Annotated in this window: 19 protein-coding genes; 11 read left to right on the top strand and 8 right to left on the bottom strand. The window is 43.9% G+C overall.

Translation table 11 applies throughout. The features are described from left to right. Positions 1-172: 172 nt before the first annotated feature. The 3 genes from DW015_RS08255 (at position 173) to nifJ (ending at position 5,837) form a co-directional block, all read left to right on the top strand. Positions 173-958, top strand: coding sequence for an AAA family ATPase (locus DW015_RS08255; RefSeq protein WP_117905293.1), 786 nt, complete (start codon positions 173-175; stop codon positions 956-958). A gap of 57 nt (positions 959-1,015) precedes the next feature. Beyond that, complete coding sequence (locus DW015_RS08250; protein WP_117905292.1) at positions 1,016-1,930, top strand: ParB/RepB/Spo0J family partition protein; 915 nt, start codon at positions 1,016-1,018, stop codon at positions 1,928-1,930. A 337-nt stretch (positions 1,931-2,267) separates the two neighbouring features. Continuing rightward, positions 2,268-5,837, top strand: coding sequence for a pyruvate:ferredoxin (flavodoxin) oxidoreductase (gene nifJ / locus DW015_RS08245; protein WP_117905291.1), 3,570 nt, complete (start codon positions 2,268-2,270; stop codon positions 5,835-5,837). Positions 5,838-5,998: 161 nt separating this feature from the next. On the opposite strand, the gene DW015_RS08240 is transcribed toward nifJ, so the two are convergent. The 8 genes from DW015_RS08240 to DW015_RS08205 form a co-directional block, all read right to left on the bottom strand. Continuing rightward, positions 5,999-6,538, bottom strand: coding sequence for an NUDIX hydrolase (locus tag DW015_RS08240; protein ID WP_117905290.1), 540 nt, complete (start codon positions 6,536-6,538; stop codon positions 5,999-6,001). A 20-nt stretch (positions 6,539-6,558) separates the two neighbouring features. Beyond that, a complete protein-coding gene (locus tag DW015_RS08235; protein ID WP_117905289.1) occupies positions 6,559-9,000 on the bottom strand; it encodes a YfhO family protein in 2,442 nt (813 codons plus the stop codon). 155 nt (positions 9,001-9,155) lie between these two features. After that, entirely contained in the window at positions 9,156-10,082 is a 927-nt protein-coding gene (locus DW015_RS08230; protein WP_117897127.1) for a DMT family transporter, read from the bottom strand. Positions 10,083-10,159: 77 nt separating this feature from the next. Continuing rightward, the gene (locus DW015_RS08225; protein ID WP_117905288.1) at positions 10,160-10,882 is read right to left on the bottom strand and encodes a hypothetical protein; all 723 of its coding nucleotides are present in this window, start codon (positions 10,880-10,882) and stop codon (positions 10,160-10,162) included. 263 nt (positions 10,883-11,145) lie between these two features. Next, a complete protein-coding gene (locus tag DW015_RS08220; RefSeq protein WP_117877460.1) occupies positions 11,146-11,703 on the bottom strand; it encodes an SseB family protein in 558 nt (185 codons plus the stop codon). 6 nt (positions 11,704-11,709) lie between these two features. Continuing rightward, complete coding sequence (locus tag DW015_RS08215) at positions 11,710-12,669, bottom strand: glycosyltransferase family 2 protein (protein ID WP_117877458.1); 960 nt, start codon at positions 12,667-12,669, stop codon at positions 11,710-11,712. Positions 12,670-12,678: 9 nt separating this feature from the next. Beyond that, positions 12,679-13,467 (bottom strand): TatD family hydrolase, encoded by a 789-nt coding sequence (locus DW015_RS08210; RefSeq protein ID WP_347501037.1) that lies wholly within the window; start codon positions 13,465-13,467, stop codon positions 12,679-12,681. A 143-nt stretch (positions 13,468-13,610) separates the two neighbouring features. Next, positions 13,611-14,996, bottom strand: a complete 1,386-nt coding sequence (locus DW015_RS08205) for a glycine--tRNA ligase (protein WP_046439559.1) — start codon at positions 14,994-14,996, stop codon at positions 13,611-13,613. Positions 14,997-15,198: 202 nt separating this feature from the next. Between DW015_RS08205 and dusB the strand changes: the two genes are divergently transcribed. The 8 genes from dusB (at position 15,199) to DW015_RS08165 (ending at position 24,134) form a co-directional block, all read left to right on the top strand. Continuing rightward, positions 15,199-16,179 carry a tRNA dihydrouridine synthase DusB gene (gene dusB, locus DW015_RS08200; protein ID WP_117905287.1) on the top strand — a complete coding sequence of 327 codons (981 nt, stop codon included), beginning with the start codon at positions 15,199-15,201 and terminating at the stop codon, positions 16,177-16,179. A 3-nt stretch (positions 16,180-16,182) separates the two neighbouring features. Further along, positions 16,183-17,007: a 16S rRNA (cytidine(1402)-2'-O)-methyltransferase gene (gene rsmI / locus DW015_RS08195; RefSeq protein WP_117905286.1), complete on the top strand. Its 825-nt coding sequence runs from the start codon at positions 16,183-16,185 to the stop codon at positions 17,005-17,007. 152 nt (positions 17,008-17,159) lie between these two features. Further along, entirely contained in the window at positions 17,160-17,783 is a 624-nt protein-coding gene (locus tag DW015_RS08190; RefSeq protein ID WP_117905285.1) for a class I SAM-dependent methyltransferase, read from the top strand. A gap of 10 nt (positions 17,784-17,793) precedes the next feature. Next, a complete protein-coding gene (gene rimI / locus DW015_RS08185; RefSeq protein WP_117905315.1) occupies positions 17,794-18,246 on the top strand; it encodes a ribosomal protein S18-alanine N-acetyltransferase in 453 nt (150 codons plus the stop codon). Beyond that, positions 18,236-18,949, top strand: a complete 714-nt coding sequence (locus DW015_RS08180) for a methyltransferase (RefSeq protein WP_117905284.1) — start codon at positions 18,236-18,238, stop codon at positions 18,947-18,949. The genes rimI and DW015_RS08180 overlap by 11 nt, the downstream gene beginning before the upstream one ends. 267 nt (positions 18,950-19,216) lie before the next feature. Continuing rightward, positions 19,217-20,233 (top strand): tRNA (adenosine(37)-N6)-threonylcarbamoyltransferase complex transferase subunit TsaD, encoded by a 1,017-nt coding sequence (gene tsaD / locus DW015_RS08175; protein WP_117905283.1) that lies wholly within the window; start codon positions 19,217-19,219, stop codon positions 20,231-20,233. A gap of 22 nt (positions 20,234-20,255) precedes the next feature. Then, positions 20,256-22,811: a DNA polymerase I gene (gene polA / locus DW015_RS08170; RefSeq protein WP_117905282.1), complete on the top strand. Its 2,556-nt coding sequence runs from the start codon at positions 20,256-20,258 to the stop codon at positions 22,809-22,811. Between the two features lie 327 nt (positions 22,812-23,138). Beyond that, positions 23,139-24,134: a YegS/Rv2252/BmrU family lipid kinase gene (locus tag DW015_RS08165; protein WP_117905281.1), complete on the top strand. Its 996-nt coding sequence runs from the start codon at positions 23,139-23,141 to the stop codon at positions 24,132-24,134. Positions 24,135-24,208: the final 74 nt, after the last annotated feature.

Genomic DNA, 24,208 nt, shown 5'->3' with positions numbered 1-24,208 from the left:
TTATTCTTTGTATTATTTTCTAAATTGTCATGGGCTTTGTCGGATAAAGTAAAAATCTGATTTGTTCCATGTGGAACATTTTCAAGAAAATTTGTAAAAGGGTCTTTTCAAAAGTGAAAAATTGTAGTATAATAAATATGATATAATTCTACTTAGAAAAGAGGTCAAGAATATGGGGAAAATAATTGCCGTTTCAAATCAGAAAGGCGGCGTTGGAAAATCTACTACTGTTGTAAATCTTGCAGCGGTTTTTGGACTAAAGGGCAAAAAAGTCCTGATCGTTGACTTTGACCCACAGGGCAATACTACCACAAGCTTTGGTATAAAGAAAAAAAGTATCAGAAATACAGTATTTGATGTAATATTTGAAGAATGTTCGATATTTGAAGCTGTCGTGCCAACTGCCTGCCGTGGAGTTTCAGTTGTGCCGACAACTCAGGACCTTTCAGGTGCATCTGTGTCGCTTGTGAATGAAAAGGACAGAGCAATGAAGCTTCGCAACGCTCTTATGCCTGCAAAAGAATTTTATGACTACATATTTATAGATTGTCCACCAACTCTCGATATGCTCACAATAAATGCGCTTGCGGCGGCTGATTCTGTACTTATCCCTCTCCAATGCGAGTTTCTTTCACTTGAGGGTCTTGTTGAGCTTCACAATACTATCAACAGAGTAAAAGTTTCTTTCAATCCTGACCTTGATATCGAGGGCATTTTGTTTACAATGTGCGTTGAAAGATACAAGATAACAGGTCAGATAATAAGCGAGGTCAAAAAGCATTTTGCAAAGGAAGTCTTTGAAACTACCATACCGAGAAACGTTGCTTTGTCGGAAGCCCCAAGCTTTGGTGAGCCGGCTATTTATTATGATAAGAAGGCAAAAGGCTCAAAGGCATATGAAAATCTTGCAAAAGAAATAGCTAAAAGAGAAAAGAAAAAAGCGGCAAAGAATAAATAAAGAAAAAATAATGTTCCACATGGAACATTGTATCTTATAATGTGAAAGGAAAATACAATGGCTAAAAAAAGCAAAATGGACAGAGGCTTGGACAGCCTGTTCTTTGATAATTCTATAGATGGGATCGCACGATCTGATAGTGAATCGGTAAAAAATGATGATGGCGAAAATGGCATTTCCACAGTAAGGATATCTCTTATCGAGCCTGACAAAAATCAGCCACGTTCTGAGTTTGACGAGGACGCTCTTAATGAGCTTGCTGAAAATATCAGACAGCATGGTGTTTTGCAGCCTATACTTGTAAGACCTCTTGACAATGGTGGATATAAGATAGTTGCAGGCGAGCGCAGGTGGCGTGCGGCACGTCTGGCTGGACTTGATGAGATACCTGTTTATATAAAGGAGCTTACCGATCTTGAAGCAGCTGAGATATCCCTTATTGAAAATATCCAGCGTAAAGACCTTACACCTCTTGAGGAGGCTGAAGCTTATCAGACTCTTATGGAAACCTATGGTCTTACTCAGCAACAGGTGGCAGAAGCTGTTGGACGTTCACGTTCCGCTGTGGCAAACTCTATCAGACTTCTTTCCCTTAGCGAAAATGTGCAGAAAATGCTCCGTGACAAAAAGCTCACCGAGGGTCACGCAAAGGTGCTTGCAGGCGTTGCGGATAAGGATACTCAGGAAAAGCTTGCCACAGAGTGTATAGAAAATGGCTGGACGGTAAGAGAGCTTGAAAAAGCTATCGCCGCTTTGGAAACAAATAAAAAAGCTGAGAAGAAAATAAAGCGTACTATCACAAATCCTATGTATACTGAGTTTGAGATAAGAGTAAATCAGGCCACCGATAAGCTTCGTGTAAGTTTAAGCGAGGATAAAAAAGGCGGCTCAAAGCTTGATGTAAAATTCAGCTCTGATGTCGATGTGGATAAGATACTCAACGCCCTCGCCGAACTTCTTATGAACTGCTAGTTTTACACTTTATATATAAAAAATGTCTGTTTCGTCAGGCATTTTTTTATCTCCTTAATACAACACGTCTGAAATATGAGGAAGTCATAACTAACCGAAAATAGGGGGTTTACAGCGTATAAATCAAGAAAAAATGTGGTAAAAGGTCTTTACAAATTGAAAAATAAGTGGTATACTATAAGAGTTAAAACAGATGTATCCTGAGAAAGTTTGTTACAGCTTACTTTTGAAGAAAATATCTGCTGTCCTTAAACAGACGTGCTTGAAAAAGTACGCTAAAAAGGAAATTTGAGTTTTGAGCTTTTGCTTGAAATATCGAGAAAGGAATGATTCTAAAATGGCAAGAAAAATGAAAACCATGGACGGAAACAACGCTGCTGCTTGGGCGTCATACCCATTTACAGAAGTTGCTGCTATCTATCCAATCACACCATCATCTGTTATGGCAGAAGTAACAGACCAGTGGGCTGCCAAGGGTAAGGAAAACCTGTTTGGCACTCCTGTAAAGCTTGCAGAAATGCAGTCTGAGGCAGGTGCTTCAGGTACAGTACACGGTTCACTTGCAGCCGGTGCGCTCACAACAACATATACAGCATCACAGGGACTTCTTCTTATGATCCCTAACCTGTATAAGATCGCAGGTGAGCTTCTCCCTTGCGTTATCCATGTATCTGCAAGATGTGTAGCTTCACACGCACTTAATATTTTCGGCGACCATTCTGACATCTATGCTTGCCGTCAGACAGGTTTCGCTATGCTTTGTTCTTCAAATGTACAGGAGGTAATGGACCTGGGTACAGTTGCTCACCTCTCAACTATCGAGGGCAGAGTACCATTCATCCACTTCTTTGACGGATTCAGAACATCTCACGAGATCCAGAAGATCGAGACATGGGATATGGAAGACGTAAGAGATATGGTAAACTTCGAGAAGGTAGAGGAGTTCAGAAAGAGAGCTCTTAACCCTGAGCATCCTGTACTTAGAGGTACAGCTCAGAACCCTGATATCTTCTTCCAGGCAAGAGAAGCTTGTAACCCATACTATGACGCTATCCCTGGCATCGTAGAGGATTACATGAACAAGGTAAACGAAAAGATCGGCACAAACTACAAGCTGTTCAACTACTACGGCGCACCAGACGCTACACACGTTATCGTAGCTATGGGTTCTGTTTGTGACACTATCGAAGAAACAATTGATTACCTCAACGAGAAGGAAGGCACAAAGCTCGGTCTTGTTAAGGTTAGACTTTACAGACCTTTCCGTGCTGACAAGCTCGTTGAAGCTATCCCTTCAACTTGTGAGCAGATCTCAGTTCTTGACAGAACTAAGGAGCCAGGTTCTGAGGGCGAGCCTCTTTATCTTGACGTTGTTGCTGCTCTTAAGGGTACACAGTTCCATGATGTAGCTATCGCTTCAGGCAGATATGGTCTTGGTTCTAAGGATACAACTCCTGCACAGATCAAGGCTGTTTACTGGAATGCAAGCTGGAAGGATACATATAAGCCAAGATTTACTATCGGTATCGAAGACGATGTTACAAACCTCTCTCTCGAAACTGAGGGCAAGCTTGACTCTGCCCCAGCAGGCACAACTGCTTGTAAGTTCTGGGGTCTTGGTGCTGACGGTACTGTTGGTGCAAACAAGAACTCTATCAAGATCATTGGTGACCATACAGATCTGTATGCTCAGGCATACTTTGCATATGACTCTAAGAAGTCAGGCGGTGTAACAGTTTCTCACCTGAGATTCGGTAAGACACCTATCAAGTCAACATACCTTATCAATCAGGCTGACTTTGTTGCTTGCCATAACGAGTCTTATATCACTAAGTACAACATGGTACAGGATATCAAGCCAGGCGGAACATTCCTTTTGAACTGCCAGTGGGAGCATGAAGAGCTGGATAAGCACCTCCCAGGTCAGGTAAAGAGATATATCGCTGAGAACAACATCAAGTTCTATACGATCAACGGCGTTAAGATCGGTAAGGAGATCGGTCTGGGCAACAGAATAAACACTGTTCTTCAGTCTGCATTCTTCAAGCTTGCTAACATCATTCCTATCGACGACGCTATCAAGTACATGAAGGACGCTGCTACAGCTTCTTATTCTAAGAAGGGCGACGCTATCGTTAAGATGAACCATGACGCTATTGACGCTGGCTGTCAGCAGGTACACGAAGTTAAGGTTCCTGCATCTTGGAAGAAGTGCAAGGATACTCCAATGGGTATGCCTGCCGCTAAGTGCGCAGATAAGACACTTCAGGACTTCGTAAACAACATCCAGATCCCTTGCAACGCTCAGGAAGGCGACAAGCTCCCTGTTTCAACATTCACAGGTATGGCAGACGGCACATTCCCACAGGGTTCTGCTGCATTTGAGAAGAGAGGTATCGCTGTTGACGTTCCTGCATGGAATGGCGACAACTGTATCCAGTGTAACTTCTGCTCATATGTATGTCCACACGCAGTTATCAGACCTGTTGTAATGACAGACGCTGAGCTGAAGAAGGCTCCAAAGCTTGCTCAGGAGAAGGCAGTAGCTATGACAGGTATGCCTGGTTACAACTTCGTAATGACAATGTCTGCTCTGGACTGCACAGGCTGCGGTTCTTGCGTAAATGTTTGTCCTGGTAAGAAGGGCAACAAGGCTCTCAGCATGATGCCACTTGAAACTCAGCTCGCTGAGCAGGAAGTATTCAACTATGGTCTTACACTTGCTGAAAAGCCGGAAGTATTCGAGAAGTTCAAGGCAACAACAGTTAAGGGCTCACAGTTCAAGCAGCCACTGCTTGAATTCTCAGGCGCTTGCGCAGGCTGCGGTGAAACACCTTATGCTAAGCTCATCACACAGCTCTTTGGTGACAGAATGTACATTGCTAACGCAACAGGCTGTTCATCAATTTGGGGTGGTTCTGCTCCTTCAACTCCATACACAGTAAACAAGGACGGCAAGGGTCCGGCTTGGGCTAACTCATTGTTCGAGGATAACGCCGAGTATGGTTACGGTATGTTCCTTGCACAGTCAACTATCAGAAACAGAACTATCGCTAAGGTTCTTGAACTGTCTAAGACAACTAAGGCAGCAGCTCTCAAGAAGGCTTGCGAAGAGTATCTTGAAACAGTAGATGACGGTGAGAAGAACTCAGCAGCTACAGATAACCTTATCGCAGCTCTCAAGAAGACAAAGAATAAGGCTACTGAGGAGATCCTTAAGGACGCTGACTATCTGAGAAAGAAGTCAATGTGGATCTTCGGCGGTGACGGCTGGGCTTACGACATCGGATTCTCAGGCGTTGACCATGTTATCGCTCAGGGCGAGGACGTAAACATCTTCGTATTCGATACTGAGGTTTACTCAAATACAGGCGGACAGTCCTCTAAGTCAACTCCAACAGGTGCTATCGCTCAGTTCGCAGCAGCTGGTAAGGAAGTTAAGAAGAAGGATCTCGCAGGTATCGCAATGTCTTACGGCTATGTATATGTAGCTCACGTTGCAATGGGTGCTGATTACAACCAGTGCATCAAGGCTATTCACGAGGCAGAGTCTTATCACGGCCCTTCAATCATCATCGGTTATGCTCCATGTATCAACCATGGTATCAAGGGTGGTATGTCAATCGCTCAGACAGAGGAGAAGAAGGCTGTTCAGGCTGGTTACTGGCATCTGTACAGATTCGACCCACGTCTTAAGGCAGAGGGCAAGAATCCATTTATCCTTGATTCTAAGGCTCCAACAGCTGACTATAAGGACTTCATCATGGGCGAGGTACGTTACAACGCACTTGCTAGACAGAATCCTGAGAGAGCTGAGAAGCTCTTTGGTAAGGCTGTTCAGAACGCTAAGGACAGATATGATTATCTGCTCAGATACGCTAAGCTTTACAATACTGAGGAAAAGTAATCTAAGTTACTATAAAAAAGACGCTCATGCACTTCGGTGCGTGGGCGATCTTTTTTTTCACCACAAAAAAAGGGTACTGCCACGTTGACAGTACCCTTTATATATGCAGTGGCGAACAGCGTTCGACCGTTTCTTTTATCGCATGGTTAAAATATTATAGACTACATACCCTTTTTGATAAGATAAGTTTTCAGTATAGCCGCAGTTGTCTTTGCGTCAGGGAGCTTGTTTTCCATGACCATTTTGTAAGCTTCTTCAAGAGGCATTTTTGTTACGTCAAGAAATTCGCCCTCGTCAAGGTGCTGCTCACCGAAATCAAGTCCCTCTGCCATATACATATGGATTATCTCGGTATCATAAGCCACTGTAGGATAAATACAGCCAAGATAAGTCATTTTTTCTGCGGTTGCACCTATCTCCTCTTTAAGCTCACGCTTTCCGCACTCCAAATGATCTTCACCGTATTCAAGCTTTCCTGCAGGTATCTCCATAAGTGCGGTCTTGAAAGGATAGCGGAACTGCTTTACAAAATAAACATTCTCGTCCTCATCAAGAGCAACGATGCAAACTCCGCCGGGGTGATGAATGACCTCTCTAAGCGTCTTGTAGCCGTTTTCAAGCTTCACTTCATCACAAGTCAGGTGAACGACCCTGCCCTTGTATATCTCTTTTTCACTGATAGTTTTTTCGTTCTGATACATTTTATATCCTCCCTTTCAGGTTATGCGTTCTTTTCAACAGGCTGAGCTTCTTCTTTTTTCTTTCTGCCTGTAAATCTCACTGCGCCAAGGTAAACGATAAGCGAGCCGAAGCCAACGGCTGTTATTACCTTGCCCCAGAAAAGTCCCTTTGTTTCGTAGGTGAACTGGATGTCGTTTGATCCAGCAGGACAAAGAACAGCCATAAAGCCGTAATCCACCTTTTCTATTTCCACGTCCTGACCATTCACCTTTGCGCTCCAGCCGTCATCATATGGAACTGAGAAGAACACAAGGTTATCCTTGTCAAGGTCGATCTTGGCGTTGAATCCGTAAGAATCATAACTGAATGATGAACAGCTGTTTGCACGTCTGTCAAGGCAGTTCTGATAATACTGATCTGTTGAGTAGTCAGTGCCCTTAAAGCTGTAGTAGCTAAGAATATTATTGTATTTTGCAGCCTGCTCAGGGGTAAGCACAAGGGCTTTCATGAGCATTGATGTCTTGTCTACCTCTGAAGCCTTCTGAATGTCGCTGTCAAGGCAGTAGTAATCATATGTGAAGCCCATTGGTACATAATATTTGTTTTCGTAAATGTTGAAACCGTTCTGAGTATCAACATATTCAAAGCCGTAGAGATTTGCAAGAGTTTCAGGCTTCGATACCTCAGTGATACCCTTTCTCTCGCTTTCAGTAAGTTCATTGAAATAGTATTTTACGGAGAACAGGCTTCTTAGCGGATAGACCTTAGTTTCCATTCTTGATGCAACATCTCTCGTTTGTCCGATAGAGCTGTAGAAATCCATAATAGATGTTGAAACAACGCTGTGGAAGCATCTCATTGATGAAAGCTTCCAGAACATACACCAGTTGTCAACATTTTCTGAGGTATCTATTCTGTAGAAATTGTTGTCAGCATTGTAGTTCTCTGATCCAGACTCCAGCTTATCCATGTTGATGTTGTCGCCACCGTTTATTGATCTGTTGATGTAGTCGGTGTTGTCAGTACCCTGGGTTACGCCGTATACGATAGAAGAAGTCATGCAGATGACCACCGCAACCGCCGTCATAGCAGAAGCGATCTTCATGTAGTCGAGCTTCTTCTCTGCGACCACATATATAAGCGTGCCAAGCATTATTATCATTACTATGGTAACGATAGCCTGAATGTAGTAAAGCTCGATATATTCAGGCACTTTGCCATAGGATACAACGCCGTTTTCGCTTGTCGGAAGCAGACCGATGCCAATAAATATCGCACATACTACACAAACAGGCACAAATCCCTTTTTCAGATCGTCCTTGTTTTCTGCGATGACCTTTGCTGTCATAAGGCACATAAGCAGTATAGGCATATAATACCATCTTGCATAATATGACGCATTGAAAAGGACGAAAGAGGAGTTCAATATAGGCACGCAAGCCATTATGCCGAACACGATAATAGCCTTTGTAAGCCAACTGTCTTTGCCTTTCTTTCTCGTTCTCATAAATGCGATAACGCCTGCCATTGAGAACATAGGCAGATAACCTGCCATTGAAGCCCATCTTGCCTTGTCTGAGTTAAGGATATTTATTCTTGCAGGCATATCGGAAAGCATAAAGAATGACTGGATGATTCTTGGTATTCTTACATTTTCACCGTATATAACAAGGTCAAGTCCATAAAGTCTTTCGTTTACACGGTAGTTGCCCATTACGCTCAGCGCTGACGGCAAGAAGATAACAGCGGATATCATCACACCGATAACAGCCTCAAGGATAAGCAGACCGAACTTCTTCATGTCGATTTCAAAGTCCTTGTCAAGGCATCTCAGGAAGAAGTAGATAACAATGAATACGACCTCGCAGGCAAAGAAGAAATAGCTTATGGTCGCACAAATAGCTACCGCTACCGCAAACGGACCCTTCTTGTTCTTTTGAACCAACAGTTCAAATCCTAAAAGCATGAGAGGGAAGAACGCAGTTGCGTCGTGGAAGTGGTTGAAGAAAACGTTGTAGGTCTGGAAGCCTGAGAAAGCGTAAAGCAGACCGCCTATAAAGCAGGCGCTTGTGTTGTCAACAAAAAATCTGATGTAAGCGTAGGCTGTTATTGCGGCGATAGCCGTTTTCAGCGCAAGGAGCCATGGTATCAGATAAGGCACTGCACCTGACGGGAAAAGTGTAGTGAGCCAGAAAAATGGCGAGCCAAGGAGATAGAAAGCATATGAGCCTATAAAGCTCGAGCCTAAGTCCGTTCCCCAATCCCAGCCCATGTTTCCGCTGCGAACAGCGTCATGACAGTGCTGATAGAACATCATCTGCTGTGAGTTGAAGTCGCCATAGTAGAGAAAGATGCCCTTGTTCACTATCATTGACGGTATGAACGAGATCATCATGCCGATAAAAGCCACCGCAAACAGCAGCAGATACTTTTCTTTTGGCTTGCTGTCAGGGCTTTTTAGAAGTCCGTTTTTCTTAAACATTGTCTTGTCCTCTTTTTCTTTACTGATAATATATTGGTAAAAAACCATACACAATTCATTATAACACAGCTACATATAAAAATCAACATTTTAAACAGTCTTTAGAACGATTTTGAATAAAAAAGCTCATATGCAATAAGCACATGAGCCTGATATTATTTATTTCCTTTTCTCTGAACAATAAAGATACCCGAGCATACAAGGATAAGTGCGGCTATCCCCTGAACGCCAAAAATGCCTTTTTCATCAAGCAGAATAGTTGAAAGCAACACTCCGCACACAGGGTTCATAAAGCCGAAGATCGCCACCTTTGAAACAGGGTTGTGCTTCAAAAGCACTGCCCACAGCGAATATGCCGCCGCTGATACAAAGGCAAGATACAAAAGCATCAAAAAAGCCTTTGCGCTCATGTGACCAAGCCTGCCACCCATTAAAAAGCCTATGACAGTGAGAACTGCTCCACCGAAAACGAACTGCCAGCCGCTAAGCATAACAGGGTCTTCTGTTTCGGAATAGCGCTTCATATACACCGATGAAAAAGCGTATGCACAGGTGCAAAGAAAAATAAATCCGTCCCCGAGAAAATTGAAGCTTACCCCCGAAAGTCCCCCAAGATTTATAATGATTATCCCCGAAAAACCAAGTATACAGCCTGCTATTTTCACAGCGGTGAGCTTTTCAAGCTTGTATAAAAGCGATGACACCAGTATCGCAATAAAAACGTTCGCCCCAACTATTATCGCTGCCTTTACCCCCGTTGTGTGGGCTAGACCTATGTAGTAGAAAAAATACTGCAAAATTGTCTGAAAAAGGCTTATTATCATGATCTTTGGTATGGAAGTCTTTGTTGGCAGGAGAATTTTTCTCTCCGCTCCGCTTCCCATGGCAAGAGCCATTAGCCCTGCCACAAAAAATCTTATGCCCCCAAACACAAGCTGGGAGCCGCTGTCATTGGTGGTTATGTTCATAAGGCTGTAGCCTATTTTCACGCAGGAAAAAGCACTTCCCCACAGCATACAGCATATGGACGCAAGGACAGCCACTACCCATGTTTTTGTTAGAATATCTTTTTTCTCGTTCATACATTATCCTATCTATAGCAAATTGTGGATCTTCACAGAAAGACCGCAGCGGCGTAAAATGCTGCTGCGGTCGAAAGTTACTTTTTGTCTTTTTTTGCTTTCTTTTCCTTTTTGCGTTTCTTCTTGTTTTCCTTTATTATCTTCAAAGGGTCGCCGAAACGTTCCTTATCGTCCTTGACAGGTTCGATAGTTTCGCTCTTTGTCATGATATCCGTCATTTGCTGTAAAAGCATCGACTCCTCGAACATATCCACAGCTTCCTCGCAGGTGTCAGCCTTGCCGTCCACAAGAAACTGTTTTATCTGCTGAACGTTCTTCATATAGTCAAGTGACATGAAAGGCACTCTCTTTTCAAGAGCCTTGTAGTAATCATCTCTCTGACGTTCTACCTGCTTTATTCTGTCATCAAGCATTATTATCTGTTCGTTGATGCCCTCGTTCACTTCAACCTGCTTCTGTTCAGCAGCAGTAAGTCTGTATTTGTTCAGTGCGATACCGAAAACGCCTGCACCGATAAAAATAAGTACACCTGCAATAATGCCCACTATAATAAGCTTTGTGCCAAGGAGCAGCCACAGCAGCAGGAAAGCTGCCAATCCAATGCCGATGCTTATGCCTAAAGACTTAATTATTTTATTTTTTATATTGAAGTTTTTAACAACATAATCGTTGTCATGGATATAAGTTTTGAGGTATTCTTTATTTTCCTTGCTGACCGTTACAGCGTCCTCAAACTCAAAATATCTTTCAAAGTATTCGGCAGCACGGTCAATTTTTTCAAGCTCAGTTTCGTTAGCCATATATACTCCCTCAGATCACGAAAAAAATTTCTAAAAGCAGAACCTTTTAGTCTTTTGCGTGGTGCGTGATAGTGAACACTGCACAAATAACACGCTTTATTTCCCACCATATTACTACAATTATAACACACGGCATAATTTTTGTCAACCATATTAAGCATAGTTTTCGTAAAAATAAGACACGGACTTCTGTAATTAGATTTTTATAGACAGGTAAAAAAAAGAGGACGAACACAGTTCGTCCTCCGATATGCTTAAGTATCTTACTCTGCTGTTTCGTTGTTTGTAACAGCAATGTCAGGAGCTTCGCCCTTTTCAGCAGCTTCTCTAGCCGCCTTGCGCTCCTTTGCTACCTTTATAAGAGTCTGCTTGATAGACTCCAGCATTTCCTGAGTGAAAGGAAGGTTCTCGCCAAATGGGTTTACAACAAAGCCCTGTACCTTTGGCGTCTGCTCAGTGAGAGCAGCTATATCCTGAAATCTCATTGCAAAGCTCTGGAATGGCTTGTCATACTGAAGTTTTTTAGCCTCCTCCGGGGAAGTGAAAACAGGGAAAAATGTGCCGTTTGTTTTGTTGTTGTTGAGAAGAATGAACTTAGCCTTGCTCTTGTCCTCAAAATTAACATGGTTTTCAGCGTCAGCAACAAGCTCTGTTGTCTTTTCTACCATTGCAGGCACGAGAAATGTGCAGGCAAGTGCTGTGTTTATTACCTTGTTTTGAGTTTCGGCACAGAAATTCTTTCTCATTTCTGCGATAGCTTCTATAAGCTTAGGGTTGTTGTCGAAATTTGGTTTCTGATTGTTAGCCTTGAGTTCTGCCATTTTTAATTACTCCTTGTCTGTTTCTTCAAGATTTGTTTCGATTATAAATTTAGGTCTAGCCTTTGTTTCCAAATAGATCTTACCTATATATTCTCCGATAATGCCTATAGCCAAAAGCTGAAGTCCGCCTATCGCCCATATAGACGTGATAGTTGAAGCCCAGCCCTGAACAGTGTGTCCCACTGCCCATGTTATAAGGAAATATATAAGCATTATAAGTGATACTAAAAATACTATTATACCGATGGTGGTGATAAATCTTATAGGCTTTACAGAAAGTGAGGTTATTCCCTCAACTGCAAAGGAAAGCATTTTTTTCAGCGGATATTTAGATTCGCCCGCCACACGCTCGTTTCTTACATACTTAACGATGTCGCTCTTGAAGCCAACCATAGGCACAAGACCTCTCAGAAACAGATTCACTTCCTTAAACTCTGCCAGAGCGTCTATAGCCCTTTTGCTCATAAGTCTGTAGTCAGCGTGATTATATGTTATCTCAACGCCCATATGCTCCAAAAGCTTGTAATAAGCCTGAGCAGTTCCACGCTTGAAGGCGGTATCCTTTTCTCTCGATGAACGAACGCCGTAAACAATATCACAGCCCTCTGCCCTCTTATCGAGGAAGCCGTCAATAGCGTTTATATCGTCCTGCAAGTCAGCGTCCATGGAAACAATGATATCAGCATAGTTTCTTGCCGTCATCAGACCAGCCAGCAGTGCGTTCTGATGACCTTTGTTTCTTGAGAGTTTAAGACCTGTGAAAACAGGGCTTGCTTCGTGGAGCTTCTGTATTATCTCCCACGTTTTGTCCTTTGAGCCGTCGTCAACGAACATGACCTTGCTGTTCTGTGCGATACGACCTTCTGCCTTCAGCTCATCGAGCTTTTTTATAAGCGCTTTCGCTGTGATAGGCAACATTTGTTCTTCATTGTAGCATGGTATCACTACATACATAGTTTCTGTCATTTTGTTCTCTTATCCTTTCTCGTATTCGATCCCGAACAGGTGGCAAGCGTTTCTATTTGTAATGTCAAGCACTTCCTGCGGATCGAGTTTTTTTATCTCAGCCACGACCTTTGCCACTTCTTCTATCATAGGGCTTTCGCACCTCTGTCCTCTGTAAGGAGGGGGCGCCATATAAGGACAGTCCGTTTCAAGAAGAAGTCTGTCCATTGGGACAACTTCAAGAGCACGTCTGGCTTTTTTAGCATTTTTAAAAGCAAGCGCACCTGTAAACCCGATGTACATACCAAGCCCAAGCACTATCTCTGCGGTCTCCGCCGAGCCTGAAAAGCAGTGAACTACACCTGACGGCGCATATTTGTTCAGCACGTCAAGGCAGTCCTGAGTGGCTTCACGGCAGTGAACTATAACAGGCAGACTTTTCTTCACAGCATATTCCACCTGCTTGTCAAAAAGCTTTATCTGTCTTTCTTTGTCATATCCCTCATAATGATAGTCAAGTCCTATCTCACCAACCGCAACAAGCTTGTGAGTAGAGCAGGCTTTCAAATAAAGCTCGTCAAGCACCTGCATATAATTTTCAGGAAGAGTATCCATACACTCAGGGTGAAAGCCCACAGAGGTATAGAAATTCTCATATTTTTTCGCAGTTTCAATTCCGAACAAAGACGATCTTTCGTCTGTTGCAGCATGGCAGACCTTGTCTACAGGAGAGTCAGGGTCGCAAAGAAGTCTGTCAAGGACTTCGTATCTGTCCTCATCGAAAGCGTGATCGTCATAGTGACAATGTGAGTCGAATATATTTTTTATGGCAAGGACGTCCTTTCGTAAAAATATACAAACATATTATATCACAACTCGCCAATTTTGTAAAGCTTTTTATTGTAAAAACGGGTATAAAAAACGGGCGAACAAACCGTCCGCCCGCAAAGATCTTTATTTTACTAGAAAGCTATCTTCTTTTCGATATAAGCTACCAGCTCGTCGATCTTGATACGCTCCTGCTCCATTGTATCTCTGTCTCTTACTGTTACACAGCCGTCCTCAACAGAATCGAAGTCATATGTGATGCAGAATGGTGTACCGATCTCGTCCTGACGGCGATATCTCTTACCGATAGAACCTGCCTCGTCATAGTCAACAAGGAAGTGCTTTGAAAGCTCTGCATAAAGCTCGCCTGCCTGCTCGCTGAGCTTCTTGGAAAGCGGAAGAACGCAAGCCTTGAAAGGAGCAAGTGCAGGGTGGAAACGCATAACAGTTCTAACGTCAGGCTTCTCCTCTGTGCCGATGTTCTCTTCGTCATATGCCTCGCAAACAACTGTCAGGAACAATCTCTCAACGCCAAGGGAAGGCTCGATAACGTATGGAACATATCTCTCGTTTGTTTCAGGGTCAAAGTAATCAAGACTCTTGCCGCTTGTCTTGATGTGCTGATTAAGGTCATAATCAGTTCTGTCGGCAACGCCCCAAAGCTCGCCCCAGCCAAATGGGAAGAGATACTCAAAGTCAGTTGTAGCCTTTGAATAGAAGCAAAGCTCCTCAGGTGAATGATCTCTCAGACGAAGGTTTTCTTCCTTGATGTTAAGGCTAAGGAGCCAATCCTTGCAGAAGCCTCTCCAGTAGTTGAACCACTCAAGATCTGTGCCTGGCTTGCAGAAGAACTCAAGCTCCATCTGCTCAAACTCACGAACACGGAAAATAAAGTTACCCGGAGTGATCTCGTTTCTGAACGATTTACCTACCTGTGCAACACCGAAAGGTACTTTCTTTCTTGTTGTTCTCTGGATATTTGCAAAGTTTACAAAGATGCCCTGTGCAGTTTCAGGACGCAGATAAAGCTCAGACTTTGAGTCCTCAGTTACACCCTGAAATGTCTTGAACATAAGGTTGAACTGACGGATATCAGTAAAGTTGTGGCTGCCGCAATCTGGGCATGGAATCTGCTTTTCCTTGATGTAGTCCATCATCTGCTCGTTTGTCCAGCCTGCAACGTTAGTGCCGTCGAAATCTTCGATAAGGTTGTCCGCTCTGTGACGTGTCTTACAGTCCTTGCAGTCCATAAGAGGGTCAGAGAATCCGCCGATGTGACCTGAAGCCACCCAAGTCTGCGGATTCATAAGGATAGCGGAGTCAAGACCAACGTTGTACTTGTTCTCCTGAATGAACTTCTTTCTCCAAGCGTTCTTGATGTTAGTTTTCAGCTCAACGCCAAGCGGACCGTAGTCCCAAGTGTTTGCAAGACCGCCGTAGATCTCGCTTCCAGGGTATACAAAGCCTCTGTTTTTACAGAGAGCCACGATCTTATCCATGGTTTTTTCAGAATTATTCATGAAACATTCTCCTTATACAAAATATAATACTACCATTATATTTTATAGCAAAATTCCGCAAATGTCAAGGCGTTTCAGCGATTTATTACTTTGTGTAGTTATATGGCTTTTTATCGTTGCAAAAAATCACGCATTGTGCTATAATAAAATAGTATCGCTATGACTATTCATGTATTGGAACATATTAGGAGAATTTGACTTGATGAACAGTTTTTTTATCGGAAACGTTGAAATAGAAAAGACCGCCGCATTAGCACCCATGGCGTCGGTGGCAGATAAATCATATCGTCTTATGTGCAAGGAATACGGTGCGTCATATCTTGTGAGCGAAATGATATCTTCGAAGGGTCTGTGCTTTGGTGACAAAAAGACTGCACGTCTTTGCGAGATTGAGAAAGAGGAACGCCCCTATGCTTTGCAGCTTTTCGGGGAAGATCCTTATTATATGGGAAAAGCAGCCTATAAGCTAAACGAATATTCCCCTGATATCATTGATATAAACATGGGCTGTCCTGTGCCGAAAATAGTTGGCAACGGCAGCGGTTCTGCACTTATGAAGCTTCCTGACACTGCGGCAGAGATATGCAGAGAGGTGGTAAAAAACGCAAACTGCCCTGTTACAGTGAAATTTCGTGCAGGCTGGGACGAAAACAGCATAAATGCAGTGGAGTTTGCAAAGCTCATCGAGCAGGCAGGGGCAAGCGCCGTCACCTGTCACGGCAGGACGAGAACGCAGTTTTATTCAGGCAAAGCCGATTGGGATATAATAAGGCAGGTAAAAGCCAACGTTAAGATACCCGTTATAGGCAACGGCGACGTTGTTGACGGAGAAAGCGCAAAGGCAATGTATGAGCAGACTGGCTGTGACCTTGTGATGATAGGCAGAGGAAGCTACGGCAGACCATGGGTTTTCCGTGACGTGAAGCATTATCTTGAAACAGGGGAAAAGCTTCCTGAGGTGAGCATAGAAGAAAAAATGGCAGTGATGAAAAAGCACTGCGAGCTTATATGCAAATACAAGGGCGAACGTCAGGGCATGAAAGAAGCCAGAAAAAACTGCGCATGGTATGTTAAAGGGCTGAAAGGCTCTGCAAGGCTAAGAGCGCAGTGCGGTGGGCTTAATACCATTTCTGACCTTTATGAGATGATAGACCACATACTTGCAAACGAGTTAGGAGAATAAACAATGGGAATTTTATCCGTAGTAGGAACGCCTATAGGCAACCTTGGAGATATGACATACCGTGCAGTTGAGACTCTGGAAAAGGCTGATTTTATCTGTGCCGAGGACACAAGAGTTACCGCAAAGCTTCTCAATTATTTTGACATAAAAACGCCACTTGTGAGCTATCACGAACACAATGCAAAACAGGTGGGCGAGAGCATTTTGAACAGGATAATGGCAGGCGAGAACGCCGCTATCGTCACAGACGCCGGTATGCCCTGCATTTCAGACCCCGGGGAGCTTCTTGTGAAGCTGTGCGCTGAAAACGGTGTGAAAGTGGAGGTAGTACCGGGTCCGTCAGCGGTGGTATCAGCACTTGCCATAAGCGGACTTGACACTGCAAGATTTCAGTTCGAGGGCTTTTTGTCAACCACCAAGAAGCAAAGATTAAATCATCTTGCATCGGTGAAAAACTGCACGAACACTCTTATTTTCTATGAAGCGCCCCACAAGCTCATCTACACTTTGAAGGATATGCTGGAATATTTCGGTGACAGAAGAATATCTCTTTGCAGGGAGCTTACAAAGATACACGAAGAAGTTTTCCGCACCACTCTTGCGCAGGCTGTAGAGTATTATGAAGCCAACAAGCCAAAGGGCGAATTTGTGCTTGTTATCGAGGGTGCAAAAGAGGACGAGCTTTGCCCTGCGGAGAATATAGAGGAAGCTTTGGAACAAGTAAAAGCCCTTGTGGAAAAGGGTATGCGTGGAGCTGACGCCTGCCGTGAGATAGCAAAGGCGACGGGTTTTTCTAAGGGGGAGCTTTACGGACTCTTGTTTAAATGAGGAATGAGGAGTGAGGAATGAGGAATTAAGGTATCGCCTGCGGCGATGTTTATTTCTTGTGGGCGACCTTCGGTCGCTTGCCCATCACAGCTTATTTTCTTGTTTTTTCGCATTTGTATTATATATTAATTTAGATTTTTTGAGGTGATTTTATGAGCATAAAAGAATACATAGGCGGACAGTTTGCTGACCCAGAGGGATTGGGCGGTATAGCCTGTGCAAAATTCATGAATTTTTTCAATGCAGAGCACTACAGAGCGGTGAAAAAATTTGTCTGCAAGCTTGACGGTGCAAGGATATTGGATATAGGCTTTGGAAACGGTGTGACTATCAAAAAGCTTAGCAAGAATATAAACGCTAAATTCTATGGCATTGATATTTCTGCTGATATGGTGGAAAAAGCCAAGCGAAAAAACCGTGACGGAGTGAATACCAACAAGGTGATCTTACAGCAGGGAAAAGCTGAGGAGCTTCCTTATAATGACGATTTTTTTGACACTGTTTACACTGTGAACACCATTTATTTCTGGGAGGACACCGCAAAAGTTCTTGACGAGGTAAGGCGAGTTCTCAAAGACGGCGGCAATTTTATCTGCACATTCTATACAAAGGGCTACCTTGATAAGCTCCCGTACTGCGACACAGGTTTTGACAAGTTCACTCCTCAGCAGGTGCGTTCAATGGCTAGAGAGCGTGGCTTCCATGATGTAAAAGTCAAAATTCTGAGCGACTGCAAAGCGTATTGCCTTGTTGGCACGAAAATAGAGGGCGAATAAGGTGGCAGATGTGACCATTGTGCCTCTTTCAGAGGAAAACGTACAGCTTTTTTCACAAACTGCGGCGAAAATTCTGCCCGAAGCTTGGAGTTTTGAAACCTACAAAAAACAGCTTTCAAACCCTGACGATATATCGTTTCTTGCCCTTTGTAATGGCGAAGCCGCAGGCTTTATAAGTGTGTGGTGCGTCTGCGGAGAAGCTGAGATAAACAATATAGGCGTTTTGGAGAAGTTCCGCAGAAAGGGCATTGCAAAAGCCCTTTTTGACAGCGCATACAATGCCGCAAAGGCTGAAAAATGGTATCTTGAAGTGCGGGAATCAAACCTTGGGGCTATACAATTTTACGAAAAATTGGGCTTTGAGAGGGTAGGCATGAGAAAAAATTTCTACACCGCCCCCATGGAAAATGCTGTTTTAATGGCACTTCAACCCACTGAAAATGGAGAAATAAATGACATATAACGATTTTACATTTGAGTCCTTGGGCGAGGGCATTGAGATATGTATATCTGACGAACACCGCTTTGGTACTGACGCCTTTCTGCTTGCGGATTTTTCTGCAGGACGGCACAAGGATATCTGCGCAGACCTTTGCACAGGAAGCGGCATAATAGCACTTCTTCTGCACAAATTTTACAAGCCACAGAAGATTTATGCAGTTGAGATACAGGAAAAGGCTCACGAACAGCTTAAAGTATCTCTTGAGAGGTCGAAAATAGATACTATCCAGCCTGTTTTGGGCGACTTGAATGATTGGCGAAGCGAAAAAGAGCTTGACCTTATCACCTGCAATCCGCCCTACAAGATAAACAACACAGGTGCGAAGAATGACAGCGAAGCGGTTTCTATCGCACGGCATGAAATGCTCTGCACCATTGATGACGTGTGCAGATGTGCAAAGAAAAATCTGAAATTCGGTGGCAGGCTTTGCATATGCAACCGCCCCGAGCGCCTATGCGATATAATGACGGCAATGAGAGCCAACGGCATCGAGCCGAAGCGTTTGCGGACAGTTCACAAAAACCCAGAGTGTCCCCCATGGCTTATTCTCGTTGAGGGCAAAAAGGGCGGAAAGCCTTTTGTGCAGATAGAAAAGCCTTTGTATGTGCGTTCCGCAGACGGGGGAAACTCGGCTGAAATGAAGCGGATATACGGACTTCCTTGAAAAGTGAGGAATGAGGAGTGAGGAATGAGGAATTAAGGTATCGCCTGCGGCGATGATTATTTTTTCGTAGGGGCGACCTTTGGTCGCCTGCTTGCTCCAATTTGTCTGCGTGTGAGTTGAAATCAAATTATGGATTATGGTGTTATGACGGATTATTGAGTCACGTTCCACATAAGCGTGTGAGTTGAAATGAAGTGACCAATTTTCTGTGGGTAAATCTAAGGACATGATATGCGTATATTTACGAAATAAAAAGAGGGTAATAAAATGAAGATTTTAGGAATAGAAAGCTCCTGCGATGAAACAGCCTGCTCTGTTGTTGAAGACGGAAAAACGGTGCTTTCAAATATAGTTGCAAGTCAGATAGACGAACACAGGCTTTATGGTGGAGTTGTGCCTGAGATAGCCTCACGCCGCCATGCGGAGAACATAACATGGGTAACAAAAGCCGCTCTTGAAGAAGCAAACTGCACAATGGAGGATATCGACGCTGTTGCAGTGACCTATGCTCCGGGACTTATCGGAGCACTTCTCGTGGGAGTGAGCTTTGCAAAGGGACTTGCCATGAGTGCAGGCAAGCCTCTTGTGCCTGTTCACCATATCGCAGGACACATTGCCGCAAACTATATCTCCCACCCTGAGCTTAAACCGCCTTATCTTTGCTTGGTCGTATCAGGCGGACATTCACATATTGTAGAGGTGCTTGATTATTCAAGATATCATGTTATAGGCAGAACAAGAGATGATGCCGCAGGCGAGTGCTTTGACAAGGTAGCGAGAACATTGGGCTTTGAGTATCCAGGTGGAAAGTTTATCGACAATGCCGCAAAGTCAGGTGATCCTAATGCCTATAAGCTCCCTCACCCAAAGGTGCAGGGCAGTGAATATGACTTCTCTTTCAGCGGACTAAAAACTGCCGTTATAAACCTTGTGCATAATGCCGCACAAAAGGGCGAAACTGTCAATGTGAACGATATGGCGGCTTCGTTCCAGAACACCATATCCGACATTCTTGTAGACAAAGCAATGCTTGCCGCAAAAGATCTTGGGTATACTACCATAGGGCTTGCAGGCGGCGTTTCGGCAAACTCAGGGGTAAGAGAGAAGCTGCAGAAAGCCTGTGACAAGCGTGGCTATAAGCTTTATATGCCTGAGTTCAAATACTGCGGCGATAACGGTGCAATGATAGCCTGTCAGGGATATTTTGACTATCTTGCAGGCAGACGAGCAGACGAAAGCCTTAACGGCATTGCAACGCTGTCGCTGGATAAGATTTCGGAATAAAATTATTTTTGAGGTATAAAAAATGAAACTACTAGCCATAGACGGAAACAGCATAATGAACAGGGCTTTTTACGGAATAAAGCTGCTGTCAAATTCAAAGGGACAGTTCACGAATGCCCTTACGGGGTTTATGAATATTTACCTCAAGGAGATAGGTGAGGTAAAGCCTGACTGCGTGGCAGTGGCTTTCGACCTTAAAGCCCCTACATTCAGACACAAGGCGAATGCCGCCTACAAAGCCAACCGAAAGGGTATGCCTGAGGAGCTTGCTCAGCAGATGCCTGTGATAAAAGAGCTTTTGGGCGACCTTGGTATAAAGATAGTACAGTGCGAGGGCTATGAAGCAGACGATATTCTCGGTACGCTCTCAAAAGCCGCCGCAGATTCAGGCAACGAGTGCTATATCCTCACCGGTGACAGGGACAGCTTTCAGCTCGTTTCCGACCGTGTGACAGTGCGCCTTGCCACCACAAAGGAAACAAAGATATATACCCCTGACAGGATAATGGAAGAATACGGCGTTACCCCTCGTCAGATGATAGAGGTAAAGGCTCTTATGGGAGATACCTCAGACAATATCTCAGGCGTAAAGGGCATAGGCGAAAAGACCGCACTTTCCCTTATCAAGCAGGAAGGCGATGTCAAGACCCTTTATGAACACCTTGCAGATATCAAGCTTACCCCGTCTGTGCGCACAAAGCTTGAAAATGGTCATCAGGACGCTATAGACAGCCGCTTCCTTGCCGAAATATGTCTTGAAGCCCCTGTGGATAAAGCTACAGAGTTTTATAAGCTGGGCGAGGTTGATACCGAGAAAACAAAGGCTCTCCTTGCCGACCTTGAAATGATGCGCCTTATAGACAGATTGGGTCTTAGCGGAAAAGCTGTGGAAAGCGCTGACAGCGCAGTGCAGGAAAGCAAGCTCAAGCTTTCCGACCTGCCTAAGTTTGAGGTCAGGCCACTTGATGAGAGCGTTATATCTGTTCTCGGCAAGGACAAAACAGCATATTTTATCTTTGCCGACAATAAGCTTTCTATCCTCTGTAACGATGTTATCTACACCACCGAGGACAATGCAATTATCACCTCTTTCATGGGAACAGCCTGCGAAAAAATAACCTTTGAGGGCAAAACTGCCCATAAGTTTGCGTTCTCAAATGGCACTTGCCTTGAAAACCTAACTTTCTGCTGCGACCTTGCAGGATATCTTCTCAATTCACAGTCAAGCGAGTATACAGCGGAAAATCTTTGCCTTTCATATAAGTGCCTTTACCGCTCTGATATGGGGGAATATGCAGACCTTTCAAGCCTGCCTGCTCTTAGTGAAAATCTGAAAAAACAGCTTGAAATGACAGAAATGACAAAGCTATTCGACGATATCGAAATGCCACTTTGCGAAGTGCTTGCTTCAATGGAGTTTTACGGTGTAAAGGCTGACGCAGAGGGCATAAAGGCTTTCGGCGAGGACTTGAAAATAAAGATAGACGAGCTTACCTCGCAGATATATATGTATGCAGGCAAGGAGTTCAATATAGCTTCCACAAAACAGCTTGGGGAGGTGCTTTTCGAGGACTTAGGCCTGCCTGCAAAGAAGAAAACAAAGTCGGGCTATTCCACCAATGCGGACGTTCTTGAAAGCCTTATGGACAAGCACCCTATCGTGCCTCTTATCGTTGAATACCGCACACTCACAAAGCTCAATTCCACCTATGTTGACGGACTTTTGAAGCTTATCCACCCTGACGGCAGAGTCCATTCTGTTTTCAAGCAGACCGAAACAAGAACAGGAAGGATATCCTCCACCGAGCCTAATATGCAAAATATCCCCGTAAGAAAAGAGATAGGCAGGAATATGCGTAAATTCTTTGTTGCAGAGGACGGCTATACTCTTCTTGACGCTGACTACAGCCAGATCGAGCTTAGAGTGCTTGCTTCCGTGTGCGGTGACAAAAATATGCAGGAAGCTTTCTCAGAGGGCAGAGATATCCATACTTCAACTGCGGCACAGGTCTTTGATATCCCCGAGGATTTTGTCACCCCTGAAATGAGAAGTGCGGCAAAGGCTGTAAACTTCGGTATAATCTATGGCATAGGAGCATTTTCTCTGTCAAAGGATATCGGAGTAACCGTAGCAGAGGCAAAAAGATACATCAAGAATTATCTTGACAACTTCCCGAAAGTATCTGAATTTATGGATAAGACAGTTGATGACGGCATAAAAAACGGCTATGTCACCACCCTTTTCGGCAGAAGAAGATATATCCCTGAGCTTTCTGCTTCAAACAAGGTCTTGCAGGCTTTTGGAAAGAGGGCGGCAATGAACGCACCTATCCAAGGTGCGGCGGCTGATATCATCAAGATAGCAATGGTAAGAGTATACAAAAAGCTCAGAGAAGAAGATCTTGACGCAAGGCTTATTTTGCAGGTGCATGATGAACTTATTATAGAAGCGGCTGAAAAAGATAAGGATAGAGCCGAAAAGATACTCAAAGATGAAATGGAGAACGCTGTTAAGCTTGCTGTGCCAATGACAGTGGACGTAAACAGCGGCAAGAGCTGGTATGAGGCGAAAGACTGATTTTTTTTAGTGAGGAATGAGGAGTGAGGAATGAGGAATTAAGGTATCGCCTGCGGCGATGATCTTGATTTCTATATGTAGGGGCGAACAGCGATCACCCGTTTATCCGTATTGCTTATTTTATATGTTTTGCTCTTATTATCTTTGTCACCTTCGTGGTTTGGCTGACAATTTGTTTGTGATTGTTGACGAATTTTTTGACGGCTGTCGCAATAATACTTGACTTTTGTGAAATTTGTGGTATAATTCTCTATGTAAAAAGTGTGTAATAAAGATAGATAAAAAGTAGAATAATAGGAATTTGAAAAACGAAAAGGGGCTGGGAAAATGAAAAAATTGCTTTTTGTGTTCAACCCCCATGCTGGCAAGGGACAGATAAAAGATAACCTTTGCGACATTGTGGATATTTTTACAAAGGGCGGCTATGAGGTAGTCACATACCCTACGCAGGCTAAGCTTGATGGCTATAACAAGCTTTGCAAGTGCGGTCAGGATTATGACATGATAGTCACATCAGGCGGTGACGGAACATTGTCTGAGGCTGTCAAGGCAATGATGACATTTGATAAGAAAATACCGCTTGGATATATTCCTGCCGGTTCAACAAATGATTGTGCGCAGTCTTTGAGCATACCGAAAAAAATGCTTGACGCCGCAAGGGAGATAGTTGACGGCGTGTATTTTGATTATGACGTTGGTAAGTTCAACGGTCAGTATTTTGTGTATGTAGCAGGCTTTGGCGCTTTCACTGACGTTTCCTATGAAACCTCACAAACGATGAAAAACAAGTTTGGTCATGCCGCATATGTGGCAGAGGGGATAAAAAGGCTTTCAAAGATAACAGGTCAGCAAATGAGAGTTGAGCATGACGGCGAGGTAATAGAAGGAAGCTTTATACTCGGTCTTATCTCAAACACTATCTCTGTGGGCGGAATGAAAAAGCTTATCGCTTCCGGGGTGTGTTTTGATGACGGACTTTTCGAGGGGGTTCTGGTAAAGACACCTAAGAACGCTATCGAGCTGAGCAACACCATAAATGAAGCAGTGCTTAATAAGCTCAACGATAAGCATTTTGTGACGTTCAAGACCTCAAAGGTCACATTCACAAGTGAGAACGAAGTGCCTTGGACGCTGGACGGAGAGTCGGGCGGAAAGCATACATATGTTGAGATAGAAAACTGCAAGCAGGCAATAAGATTCAAACTCAAACCCAATGACATAACCGCAGAGCAAACGGCTGTTCAGTGCAGTGCAGGGGATATGATAATGACCGAGGACGGTCACCCTGTTGTCATTGAGGATCAGTCGGAGATAGAAGATTAAGCTGTTTTGTAGGGGCGGACTTTGGTCGCATACCTTTTAACAGAATTTTGACAGAACAAAAGCGGACGAGTTTT

It is taken from the genome of Ruminococcus sp. AF37-20 (assembly GCF_003460465.1).
Lineage (GTDB): Bacteria > Bacillota > Clostridia > Oscillospirales > Ruminococcaceae > Hominimerdicola > Hominimerdicola aceti.
The sequence above is the reverse complement of the archived record's forward strand: the minus strand, read 5'-3'. Positions and strand labels throughout refer to the sequence as shown.

Coding starts and splice junctions, on each gene's coding strand:
- nifJ (WP_117905291.1), top strand. CDS start 2,268: ATGGCAAGAAAAATGAAAACCATGGACGGAAACAACGCTGCTGCTTGG.
- DW015_RS08190 (WP_117905285.1), top strand. CDS start 17,160: ATGAGCATAAAAGAATACATAGGCGGACAGTTTGCTGACCCAGAGGGA.
- DW015_RS08250 (WP_117905292.1), top strand. CDS start 1,016: ATGGCTAAAAAAAGCAAAATGGACAGAGGCTTGGACAGCCTGTTCTTT.
- DW015_RS08230 (WP_117897127.1), bottom strand. CDS start 10,082: ATGAACGAGAAAAAAGATATTCTAACAAAAACATGGGTAGTGGCTGTC.
- DW015_RS08180 (WP_117905284.1), top strand. CDS start 18,236: ATGACATATAACGATTTTACATTTGAGTCCTTGGGCGAGGGCATTGAG.
- dusB (WP_117905287.1), top strand. CDS start 15,199: ATGAACAGTTTTTTTATCGGAAACGTTGAAATAGAAAAGACCGCCGCA.
- DW015_RS08165 (WP_117905281.1), top strand. CDS start 23,139: ATGAAAAAATTGCTTTTTGTGTTCAACCCCCATGCTGGCAAGGGACAG.
- DW015_RS08240 (WP_117905290.1), bottom strand. CDS start 6,538: ATGTATCAGAACGAAAAAACTATCAGTGAAAAAGAGATATACAAGGGC.
- DW015_RS08255 (WP_117905293.1), top strand. CDS start 173: ATGGGGAAAATAATTGCCGTTTCAAATCAGAAAGGCGGCGTTGGAAAA.
- DW015_RS08225 (WP_117905288.1), bottom strand. CDS start 10,882: ATGGCTAACGAAACTGAGCTTGAAAAAATTGACCGTGCTGCCGAATAC.
- DW015_RS08205 (WP_046439559.1), bottom strand. CDS start 14,996: ATGAATAATTCTGAAAAAACCATGGATAAGATCGTGGCTCTCTGTAAA.
- DW015_RS08220 (WP_117877460.1), bottom strand. CDS start 11,703: ATGGCAGAACTCAAGGCTAACAATCAGAAACCAAATTTCGACAACAAC.
- DW015_RS08215 (WP_117877458.1), bottom strand. CDS start 12,669: ATGACAGAAACTATGTATGTAGTGATACCATGCTACAATGAAGAACAA.
- DW015_RS08235 (WP_117905289.1), bottom strand. CDS start 9,000: ATGTTTAAGAAAAACGGACTTCTAAAAAGCCCTGACAGCAAGCCAAAA.
- tsaD (WP_117905283.1), top strand. CDS start 19,217: ATGAAGATTTTAGGAATAGAAAGCTCCTGCGATGAAACAGCCTGCTCT.
- rsmI (WP_117905286.1), top strand. CDS start 16,183: ATGGGAATTTTATCCGTAGTAGGAACGCCTATAGGCAACCTTGGAGAT.
- polA (WP_117905282.1), top strand. CDS start 20,256: ATGAAACTACTAGCCATAGACGGAAACAGCATAATGAACAGGGCTTTT.